Origin of the sequence: Pectobacterium fontis (genome assembly GCF_000803215.1) — a bacterium.
GTDB classification, from domain to species: Bacteria; Pseudomonadota; Gammaproteobacteria; order Enterobacterales; family Enterobacteriaceae; genus Pectobacterium; species Pectobacterium fontis.
Map to the genome: position 1 here is coordinate 1 of NZ_JSXC01000077.1, position 1330 is coordinate 1330.

The 1330-nt window shown below is 39.2% G+C and carries 1 protein-coding gene; it reads right to left on the bottom strand.

Annotated elements, in window-relative coordinates; genetic code table 11:
• Positions 1-171: 171 nt before the first annotated feature.
• On the bottom strand, positions 172-1330 hold a 1159-nt coding region (locus OI69_RS18545), incomplete at its 5' end, for a restriction endonuclease subunit S (RefSeq protein ID WP_154715587.1).

The window sequence follows — 1330 nt, forward strand, 5'->3', positions numbered from 1 at the left end:
AATTTCGGGGACAGATCAAGCATCTTTACGTCCCAGCAATGAATCCGAACCAAATGTCTCGGAATTGAAAGCAAAGACAGAACGCCATTCAAGCTCATCCTCAAATATCCTTGCAGCGGGTTCTTGAATGTTATTGTCTTCTGAGTAAGCGCTGGCCATATGAATCCCTTATTATTTTTGGACCTGAATTTCACCGGACATTAGTTTTGGAAGGAATGTATTATATGCCTCATGAAGTCGTTGATTCATATCTGCAAGCACTTGAATTTTATCAAACATTGGCGCAACAATTGCGTTAAATGCTCCGAGTACATTATGGGAAGGCTGCAACACCAGATAAGTATCAAAGCACTTGATATTAACTCTCTGCCGGCCATCTGAACCAACCATGCTACTAATTGCATACTCCCGGAACTTTTCATCACGAGCTAAACAGTACACCCAATACGGACTAACAATCTTACTTCTCATTACTATGAATTCAGTTGAACCACTTGCAACAGGTCTTTCTTCGTCAAGGAACTGAACAAATCCTGTTTTACCATTTTCAAGGCATGGTGTAATACGTGCAAATAAGGTGTCTTTATTTTGAAACTTTGCACCACCAGAAACTATACGCTCTTCCACCGTATGAATAACCATTGAGGTTTCAGAAAGAGCTTGCATTGGCACGAATGGATATAGAACATTTTTTTCATAGCTAGTTTTTGGATTGAACTCTATCAAGTCGGTAATTTTTCCCCTTGACCAACCAAGCGGAACTCCATCTATGATGGGACAAAGTTTAGCATTAGGAAATCTTAATTTTACAAACCACTCATCATAAAGCAGATGTATTGACTCCTCCAATAAGCAAATACGACGGCGATTTGTTTCAATCATATTATCGTAACAGGATAAGAATTTTGTTATTTTATTCTGTGCAACTAATGGTGGTAATGGGACTTTAAGTTTTCTGACATTAGTAATATTGATATTTTGCTGAGCGGCTCCTTGAGCAACCGATAGCAGCCGCTGTTGACCTTCAGTTGAATTGAAATAGAAGCGAAAAAATAATGGGCTAGCTTTACTTAGGTCAAGCCGGAAGCGTATAAGAAATGCACCAGGAAGGACAGGTTTATGATAGCCAGTGAATAAAGCGGTAGTTCCTATCCTACCAGAACGACTTATTACTAAATCTCCCGCCTGAAGGAAGTGACTTTCGAATTTATTTTCATCAATCTTTGCTAAAGGCATCGTATCAAGAGAAATATACCCATCAAGAGAAAGATCTGTTGTTCGTAATGTGGCAACATTCCCTGCTTCATCATATGTATTAGTCGCGACCAGA